This window comes from Delftia sp. ZNC0008, assembly GCF_000799035.1.
Classification (GTDB): Bacteria; Pseudomonadota; Gammaproteobacteria; order Burkholderiales; family Burkholderiaceae_C; genus Comamonas; species Comamonas tsuruhatensis.
Genome location: NZ_JTKZ01000063.1, coordinates 1 through 9,070 on the forward strand (window position 1 = coordinate 1; position 9,070 = coordinate 9,070).

At 69.2% G+C, this 9,070-nt stretch carries 7 protein-coding genes; 5 read left to right on the forward strand and 2 right to left on the reverse strand.

Features of this window, described 5'->3' with window-relative positions:
* Positions 1–34: 34 nt before the first annotated feature.
* A complete protein-coding gene (gene surE, locus L995_RS01950; RefSeq protein WP_047468590.1) occupies positions 35–838 on the reverse strand; it encodes a 5'/3'-nucleotidase SurE in 804 nt (267 codons plus the stop codon).
* A gap of 117 nt (positions 839–955) precedes the next feature.
* Here surE and L995_RS01955 point away from each other — a divergent pair, with 117 nt between their 5' ends.
* From L995_RS01955 to L995_RS01975, 5 genes are all read left to right on the forward strand, one after another.
* Complete coding sequence (locus L995_RS01955) at positions 956–1,936, forward strand: NADPH:quinone oxidoreductase family protein (protein ID WP_016447570.1); 981 nt, start codon at positions 956–958, stop codon at positions 1,934–1,936.
* Positions 1,937–1,994: 58 nt separating this feature from the next.
* Positions 1,995–3,593, forward strand: coding sequence for a GGDEF domain-containing protein (locus tag L995_RS01960; protein ID WP_047468594.1), 1,599 nt, complete (start codon positions 1,995–1,997; stop codon positions 3,591–3,593).
* Between the two features lie 60 nt (positions 3,594–3,653).
* Positions 3,654–5,288, forward strand: coding sequence for an alkaline phosphatase D family protein (locus L995_RS01965; protein ID WP_047468597.1), 1,635 nt, complete (start codon positions 3,654–3,656; stop codon positions 5,286–5,288).
* A gap of 137 nt (positions 5,289–5,425) precedes the next feature.
* A complete protein-coding gene (gene gltS, locus L995_RS01970; RefSeq protein ID WP_047468599.1) occupies positions 5,426–6,655 on the forward strand; it encodes a sodium/glutamate symporter in 1,230 nt (409 codons plus the stop codon).
* 23 nt (positions 6,656–6,678) lie between these two features.
* Positions 6,679–8,292 (forward strand): phospholipase D family protein, encoded by a 1,614-nt coding sequence (locus tag L995_RS01975; protein ID WP_047468602.1) that lies wholly within the window; start codon positions 6,679–6,681, stop codon positions 8,290–8,292.
* A 16-nt stretch (positions 8,293–8,308) separates the two neighbouring features.
* On the opposite strand, the gene L995_RS01980 is transcribed toward L995_RS01975, so the two are convergent.
* A partial coding sequence (locus tag L995_RS01980; RefSeq protein WP_047468606.1) for an NAD(P)/FAD-dependent oxidoreductase occupies positions 8,309–9,070 on the reverse strand: 762 nt, incomplete at its 5' end.

Genomic DNA, 9,070 nt, shown 5'->3' on the forward strand with positions numbered 1-9,070 from the left:
CCGCGTCACGAGGGAACTCCGGGACGGCGCTCGCTCACGGTTGCACCGCCCCGCCCTGGGCAGGCAGCACGGCCTGACTGGCCGATGCCAGCCTGGCCGCCGTCCGCGCCCAGTAGCCCAGGTTGTCATGGTCGGTCAGGTCCACCTTCAGCGGCGTGACAGACATGTGGCCGTGGGACGTGGCGTGGAAGTCCGTGCCCTCCGAGTCATCCATGGCCGCGCCTGCGCTGCCTATCCAATACATCATTTCGCCGCGCGGGCTCTCCTGGGTGATGACGCGCTCGGCCGCATGGCGGCGGCCCAGCCGGCACAGCTTGAGCGGCTTGAGCGCGGACAGCGGCATGTTGGGAATGTTCACGTTGAGCAGCCAGGGCGACAGGCCGATCAGTTCCTGCGACTGCATGTCCATGACCAGCTGGCGTGCGGCGGCGGCGGCGGCCTCGATCTCGGACCAGCCCTTGTCCACCTGGGAGAAGGCAATGGCGGGAATGCCGAAAAGAAAGCCCTCCATGGCCGCGCCGACGGTGCCCGAGTAGATGGTGTCGTCGCCCATGTTGGCGCCGTTGTTGATGCCGGAGACCACCAGGTCGGGCCGGTAGCCCAGCAGGCCGGTCAGGGCGATGTGCACGCAGTCTGCCGGCGTGCCGTTGACATAGCGGAAACCGTTGTGGGCCTGGTGCACGTACAGCGGTGCATTCAGCGTCAGGGCGTTGGACTTGGCACTGTTGTTGTGCTCCGGCGCCACCACCTCGACGTCTGCCACCGTGCGCAGCGCCTCGTACAAGGCCTGGATGCCGGGCGCCTGGTAGCCGTCGTCGTTACAAATGAGAATCTTCATGGATACAGCAGGGATTGCGGGCGATTGTAGGCGGGCGTCTCGTCGCCCGAGGGACAGGAGGCATTCCCGCCACACTCCTATCATCGGCCAGGCATTCAATCACAGGAGACAACCACCATGCACGCTTGGCTTTGCACAACGCCCACGGGCGTCGATCAACTGCAGTGGACGCAGCTGCCCACACCCGCGCCGGGCCCTGGACAGGTACTGCTCGAAGTGAAGGCGGCCAGCCTGAACTTTCCCGATCTGCTGATCGTGCAGAACAAGTACCAGATGAAGCCTGAGCTGCCGTTCGTGCCGGGTTCGGAATACGCGGGCGTGGTCCAGGCCGTGGGGGAGGGCGTGAGCCACCTCAGCGTGGGCCAGCGCGTGGCCTGCCTGTCGGGCACCGGGGGCTTTGGCACCCATACGCTGGCACCGGCCGCGCTGTGCATGCCGCTGCCCGATGGATTCAGCTTCGTCGATGCAGCGGCTTTCATCATGACCTATGCCACCTCGCACCATGCGCTGATCGACCGTGGCCAGCTGCGCGAGGGCGAGACCGTGCTGGTGCTGGGCGCGGCAGGCGGCGTGGGCACGGCCGCCATCCAGATCGCCAAGGCGGCAGGCGCACGCGTGATCGCGGCAGCCTCCACCGACGAAAAGTGCGCGCTGTGCAAGGCCCAGGGCGCCGATGCCACCATCAACTACAGCCAGGGCGACCTGCGCGCGGCCATCAAGGAGGCCACCGACGGCAAGGGCCCCGACGTGGTCTACGACCCCGTGGGCGGCGACTTCGCCGAGCCCGCCTTCCGCTCCATTGCCTGGCGCGGCCGCTATCTGATCGTGGGCTTTGCCGCAGGCCCCATCCCGGCCCTGCCGCTGAACCTGCCGCTGCTCAAGGGCGCATCGCTGGTGGGTGTCTTCTGGGGCGAGTTCTCCCGGCGCGAGCCCAAGGCCAACGCGGCCATGATGCAGGAGCTGGCCCAGTGGTACGGCCAGGGAAAGATCAAGCCCGTGATCGACCGCACCATGCCCATGGCTGAGCTGCACGCGGCCTACGCACGCATGGGATCGCGCCAGGTCCAGGGCAAGCTGGTCATGGTCAACGAGCAGTGAACCGGGCGCCGGCCATGCCACACTGGAGGGCATTGCATTCTGAAACAACTGCCCACCCATGGCCGAGCGCTCCGCCTCCGAACTGGCACGCGAAACCCTGCGGCAACTGGCGCTGAACCGCCTGCCGCCCACCCCGGAAAACTACACCCGCCTCTATGAGCAGGCAGCCGGCGAACCCGGCCCCGCCAGCTTTCCCCAGGGGCCGTTGCGCCACGTCCATGCGCTTTTGCCTGCGCAGACGCCCGGACAGAAGCGCCTGCGCGACCAGTTGGGCGCCGCCATAGAGCGCAGCGACTGGCAGGGCCTGCAGCAGGTCATCACCGCCTATGCCAACGCGGCCCTGCAGCCGCCAACCCATGAGACCAGGCCCGTGGAATTGCCCGTGCCGCCGCCCCTGCAGGCTTTGCCCGAGGATCTGACGCAGCAGCTGGCGCGGCGCTTCGAGGCCTTCTTTGCGCTGCTGAACACCCAGGAAGCCAAGACCCGGCAACTGCATCAGCAGCTCATGGAACAGCTGCAGGCACCGCCCGTGGACGCCAAGGCCCTGGCGCGGCGCCTGCATGACCAGCACTACCAGCTGTCGTTCTCCATTGCCGACCAGCTCCAGGTCCTGCAGTTGGTGCAGGAGCTGCTGCAGACCCTGATCCAGCATCTGGCCCAGGACCCCACGCACGGCAGCTGGCTGGTGCCGCAGCTCACGGCCATCGAGCAGGCCATCACGCCGCCGCTGTCACCCGCGCCCCTGGTGGATGCGCGGCGCGAGCTGCAGACCGTGATCCACCGGCGCATGCAGCTGCAGGACGGCATGGCCGCCGCGCAGCAGGCGCTCAAGGACATGCTGGGCGGCTTCGTCCAGCATCTGGCAAAGATCACGAGCAGCAACGAAACACTGGGCGCCCGCATGGAGGAAGCCGCGCGCCAGCTGGACGGCATCCAGCGCCTGGAGGATGCCGCCCCGCTGCTGCAACAGGTGCTGGAGGCCACCCGCACCATGGCCGCCGGCAGCCGCGTGGCCCAGGAAGAGCTGCAATCGCTGCGCAGCCATGTCGATGCCTGCGAGGCGCGCATAGAGGCCCTGCAGCAGGAACTGGACGAGGCCGCGCGCCGTGCACGCCACGATCCGCTGACCGGCCAGCTCAACCGCCTGGGTGTGAGCGAGGCGCTGGACCGCGAGGTGGCGCGCGCCCAGCGCCATGGCCAGCCGCTGAGCGTTGCCCTGCTCGACATGGACGGCATGCAGGCCCTCAATGCCGAGCTGGGGCATGCCACGGGCGATGCCGCCCTCATCCATGTGGCCCAGCTGGCACGCCAGGGACTGCGTCCCGAGGACGTGGTGGGCCGATACGAGGGCCAGGCCTTCGTGCTGCTGCTGCCCCAGACACCGGAGACGGCGGGCGCCCAGGCGCTGCAGCGCCTGCTGCAGCTGCTGGAGCAGACGCCTTTGCCAGCCTCTTCGCAGACGCCAGGCCAGCCGGCCCCCCGGCCATTGAGCTTCAGTGCGGGCGTGGCCCAGCTGCAAAGCCACGAAAACGGCATGGACGTGCTGCGCCGCGCGGATACCGCCATGCTGCAGGCCAAGGAGCGCGGCAAGCACAGCATTGCCACGGCATCAGGCGCACAATGGCAGCCAGTTGGAAATGCAGGCGCCGGCCTTTGATCCACCGAGGCCACGCTCCGTATCTCCCCGCTTTCTTGCGCCACCTGCCCCCGAACCGCCATGCCCCTGCCCTTCAGCGCCCCCGTCCCTGCACCGCGGCGCCAGTTTCTGGTCGCAGCGGGCCTGGCCACGGCGCTGGGCCAGTTGCCCGCCTGGGCCCGCCTGGGCGAGCGGCCTGCGCACAACCCCTTCACGCTGGGCGTGGCCAGCGGCGACCCCGAACCCGACAACGTGCTGCTGTGGACGCGGCTGACGCCGCCGCTTGCACAGCTGGGCGAGACCGACACCACAGCCATGCCTGCGCTCAAGATCCGCTGGGAGCTGGCGCACGACCCGCTGTTCCGCCAGATCGTGCGCAGCGGCGAGGCCATGGCCCAGCCCGAATGGGGCCACGGCGTGCATGTGCAGGTGGGAGGGCTGGCGCCTGACCGCTGGTACCACTACCGCTTCATGCTGGGCCAGGCCGTGAGCAGCACGGGCCGCTGCCGCACGGCGCCCGCGCCCGGCAGCATGCCCCAGCGGCTGCGCCTGGCCTATGCCTCCTGCCAGCGCTGGGAGCACGGCTACTACGCGGCCTGGCGCCAGGTAGTGCAGGACGCGCCGGACCTGGTGCTCTTCCTGGGCGACTACATCTACGAGTACGCCACGCCCGCCATGACGCTGGGCCTGGCCCGCACCCACAACCTGCGGGCCGCGCAAAGCCTGCAGGACTACCGGGACCGCTACGCCCTGCACAAGAGCGACCCGCTGCTGCAGGCAGCGCACGCCATGTGCAACTGGTCCGTGGGCTGGGACGACCATGAGGTGGAGAACAACTACGCCGGCGACCAGGGCCAGGGCGATGCCGGGCGCTTCCTGGCCCGGCGCATGGCTGCCTGGCAGGCCTTCTACGAGAACATGCCGCTGCGCGCCAGCGCGCTGACCGGCGCGGGCGCCCAGCATGGCGGCGGCGGGCTGCAGCTGTACCGCAGCCTGCAGTGGGGCCGGCTGGCCCGGCTGCATTTTCTGGACGGCCGCCAGTACCGCAGCGCCCAGGCCTGCCGCGCCGAGGGAGCGGCAGACAAGGGCAGCGTGCGCCCTGCGCAATGCGCAGCCCTGTCGGATACGGCGCGCAGCTTCCTGGGCTGGACCCAGGAGCAGTGGCTGTACCGCCAACTGGCCGAGGACGCCCGCCACCAGGGCAGCGAGGGGCCGCGCTGGAGCATCCTGGCCCAGCCCACCCTGGTGTCCACGCACCGGCCGCCCTCGGGATCGCAGGCCACGGACAGCTGGGACGGCTACCCTGCCGCGCGCCAGCGCCTGGTGCGCCACCTCACGCCGGGCGCCCAGCCCACGCCGCGCAACAGCGTGCTGCTGGGCGGCGACCTGCACCAGAACTATGTCTGTGCCGTGCACGCAGACCCCGAGGCCGCGCCCGAGCGGCGCAATCCCATCGTGGCCAGCGAGTTCTGCAGCACCTCCATCACCTCGCGCAGCGGCACCACCCAGGCCAAGGTCGATGCCATCGTCGACCACAACCCGCAGGTGCTGTACGCACGCTGCGAGGAACGCGGCTACGGGCTGGCCGACATCACGCCGGAGCGCTGGACCAGCGAGCTGCGCGCCGTGGCCAACCCGATGCGAGCCGACAGCCGCATCTACACGCTGGCCCGCTTCACCGTCGAGGACAGGCGGCCCGGCCCCGTAGCCAGCTGACAGGGCACTGACGCAGGGCACGACCGAAGGGCACTTTCAGCAGGCCTGGCAATCAGTGGCTATCCTGACATCGCCACCCGGCATGCCGCCTATCGTATGGTGCGCTGCCTTGCCCCGCCCACCAGAACACGGAAGCCATGCACCTGACTTTCAGCGCCTACTACACCCTGATCTTCGCCGCCCTCGTCCTTTTGCTGGGCAAATGGCTGGTGCAGCACCTGCGCCTGCTGCGCGAATTCAACATCCCCGAGCCCGTGGCCGGCGGTCTGGTCGTCGCCGTCGCCCTGTTCGTGCTCAACCAAACCCTGGGCTACACCTTCAGCTTCAGCAGCGAGCTGCAGATGGCCTTCATGCTGGTGTTTTTCTCATCCATCGGGCTGAGCGCCGATTTCGCCAAGCTGCGCGAAGGCGGCCGTTCGCTGCTGCTGTTCCTGGCCGTGGTCGCCGTCTTCATCGGCCTGCAGGACCTGGTGGGCGTAAGCCTGGCCACGATGCTCGGGCTCGACCCGCTGTTCGGGCTGATCGCAGGCTCCGTCACCCTGACGGGCGGCCATGGCACGGCAGGCGCCTGGGGCCAGGTTTTCGAGCGCGAGTACGGCATCCAGGGCGCGGTCACGCTGGGCATTGCCTGTGCCACCTTCGGACTGGTGATCGGCGGCCTGATCGGCGGCCCGCTGGCCAAGGCCCTGATCACGCGCCGCAGGCTTGCCGTGCACGACCCCGCAGCCGCCCCCGAAAAACAGCCCCCGCTGGGCGAAAGTGCAAGCCATGGCGGCTTCGAGAACCCCGAGCAGACGCGCCTGATCACCACCAGCGCGGCCATAGAAACACTGGCCCTGTTCGCAGGCTGCCTGGGCTTTGCCGAGTTCATGGCGCAGTTCACCGCCGGCACCCTGTTCTCCCTGCCCACCTTCGTCTGGGCGCTGGCAGGTGGCGTCGTGATCCGCAATACGCTGGACTATGTCTTTCACTTCCAGGTATTCGACCGGGCCATCGACGTCTTCGGCAATGCCTCGCTGTCCATCTACCTGGCCATGGCCCTGCTGTCGCTCAAGCTGTGGGAGCTGGCGGGGCTGGCGGCGCCGCTGATGGTGATCCTGGCGGCCCAGACCCTGGTGATGGGCCTGTATGCCGCGCTGGTGACCTTCCGCATCATGGGCAGCAACTACGATGCGGCCGTGCTAGCCGCCGGCCACTGCGGTTTCGGCATGGGTGCCACGCCCACGGCCGTGGCCAACATGCAGGCCATCACCAACCAGTACGGCCCCTCGCACAAGGCCTTCCTCATCGTGCCGATGGTGGGCGCCTTCTTCGTCGACATCGTCAATGCCACGGTGATCCAGCTGTTCATACGCTGGCTGCACTGACCACTACGAACACCGAACGCACCATGCCCCTGCTGCGCCGCGCCCTTGCCACCACCCAGGCGCTCGTCCTGACCCTGCTGCTGGCAGGCTGCAGCCTGCCGCCGCTGGCTGGCCGCAGCGAATCCACGGCGCTGCCGCCCGAGGCCGCACAGGCCACGCTGCTGGGCCAGGCGCTGGCACCGCTGCTGGACCAGCATCCGGGGCTTACCGGCATCCACGCGCTTTCCGATGCACGCAACGCCTATGCGGCGCGTGCCCTGCTGGCCCGCGTGGCCCAGCGCACGCTGGATGTGCAGTACTACATCTGGCGCGGCGACACCACGGGCCACCTGCTGCTCGACGAACTGCGCCGCGCCGCCGACCGGGGCGTGCGCGTTCGCCTGCTGCTGGACGACGGCGGCACGGCAGGACTGGACACCCAGCTCGGCGCCCTGGACCAGCATCCGCAGATCGAGGTGCGGCTGTTCAACCCCTTTGCCCAGCGCACGCCCAAGGCGCTGGGCTATGTCACGGATTTCTCGCGCACCCAGCGGCGCATGCACAACAAGAGCTTCACGGCCGACAGCCAGGCCAGCATCGTGGGCGGCCGCAACATAGGCGACGAGTACTTCGCGGCCACCGACGGCGTGCTGTTCGCCGACCTGGACGTGGTGGCCATGGGGCCGGTGGTGGCCGACATTTCACATGCTTTCGACCAGTACTGGGCCAGCGCGTCGGCCTATCCCGCGGCCAGCCTGCTGCCGCCGCTGCCCGACTATGCGGTGGCGCGCGCCTACGAGGCCCTGGCCACCGAAGTGCAGCGCCCCGAAGCCCAGGCCTATGTGCGCGCCGTGGCGCAAAGCCCGTTCACGCGCGAGCTGCTGGCCGGCCGCCTGCCACTGCAATGGGCCCGCGCCACCCTGGTCAGCGACGACCCGGCCAAGGTGCTGGGCCAGGTGCCCAAGGAGGGCCTGCTGATCACCCAGCTGACCCCGGCCATCGGCCAGCCACAGCGCCAGCTGGACCTGGTCTCGCCCTACTTCGTGCCCACCGAGGCCGGCGTGCGCGCCCTGGCCGGCCTGCGCCGCCAGGGCATTGCCGTGCGCGTGCTCACCAACAGCCTGGAGGCGACCGACGTGGCCGTGGTCCATGCCGGCTATGCCCGCTACCGGCGCCCGCTGATCGAGGAAGGCGTGCAGCTGTACGAGCTGCGCCGGCAGATCGGCACGCAGGACGACGAACCCAGCCCAGGCCCGCGTTCGCCCGCAGCGGCATCGGCAGGGAAAGCGGGGGTGGGCTCAGGCAGCCGCCCCGGCAGCTCGGGCTCCAGCCTGCATGCCAAAACCTTTGCGGTCGATGGCGAGCGCATCTTCGTGGGCTCGTTCAACTTCGACCCGCGCTCGGCCCACCTCAACACCGAGATGGGCCTGCTGATCGACAGCCCCGAGATGGCTTCGCAGATGAGCCGCATGCTCGACCAGAGCCTGCCGTCCGCCGCCTACCACGTGCAGATCGATGCACAGGGCCGCCTGAGCTGGACCACGGAAAGCGGCACGCCGCCTGAGCCACTCACCACCACCACCGAGCCCGGCAGCAGTGCATTCAAGCGCCTGATGCTGCGCGTGCTGGGCTGGCTGCCCATCGAGGGGCTGCTTTGATGCCGGGCCCTGCCGCTCAGTCCAGCCGGATCGACGGGCGCAGGCGCGAATTCATCAAATCGATCAGCCACAGCAGCCCGCCGCGCCAAAAGCCGTAGATGCGGGCCTGGTGCGAGCGGTACAGCATGATGTGGCTCAGCATGGCCATGCGCCCGCGGATCACGCCGCCGTTGAACAGGCCGAATTTGCCCAGCGATCCATAGGCGTCGTAATGGGCCAATGACACCAGGGCGCCAAAGTCGCGGTAGGCAAAGCCTTCGGGACGGAAACCCGGCTCCTTCAGCAGGCGCGGCAGCGTCTCCACCAGATAGCGGGCCTGCTGGTGCGCCACCTGGGCGGTGGGCGGCAGCGGCACGCTGGCGCCGGGCAGGGTGAAGCTGGCGCAATCCCCCACGGCGTAGACATGGGGGTCGCTGGTCTGCAGCTGGCCGTTGACCTTGAGCTGGTTGCCTTGCGTGGTCTCCAGTCCCAGCTGCGCCAGGAAGGCCGGGGCCTTCACGCCCGCTGCCCAGACGCGCAGGCCTGCGGGGACGAACTCGCCGCTGGCCAGAACGAACCCCTCTTCGCTGGCCGACTGCACGCGGCCGTTGACGATCACCGAAACGCCCAGGGCCTGCAGGCGCAGGCGCGTGGCTTCGGAAATCTCTTCAGGAAAACCGGGCAGCAGGCGCGGCCCGGCCTCGATCAGCACGATGCCGAAGCGCGCGGCCTCGCCCAGCGCGCCGTAGGCGCGGGCGCTCTCGGCCAGCTGCACCAGCTCTGCCGCCAGTTCCACGCC

Coding starts and splice junctions, on each gene's coding strand:
- L995_RS01960 (WP_047468594.1), top strand. CDS start 1,995: ATGGCCGAGCGCTCCGCCTCCGAACTGGCACGCGAAACCCTGCGGCAA.
- surE (WP_047468590.1), bottom strand. CDS start 838: ATGAAGATTCTCATTTGTAACGACGACGGCTACCAGGCGCCCGGCATC.
- gltS (WP_047468599.1), top strand. CDS start 5,426: ATGCACCTGACTTTCAGCGCCTACTACACCCTGATCTTCGCCGCCCTC.
- L995_RS01975 (WP_047468602.1), top strand. CDS start 6,679: ATGCCCCTGCTGCGCCGCGCCCTTGCCACCACCCAGGCGCTCGTCCTG.
- L995_RS01955 (WP_016447570.1), top strand. CDS start 956: ATGCACGCTTGGCTTTGCACAACGCCCACGGGCGTCGATCAACTGCAG.
- L995_RS01965 (WP_047468597.1), top strand. CDS start 3,654: ATGCCCCTGCCCTTCAGCGCCCCCGTCCCTGCACCGCGGCGCCAGTTT.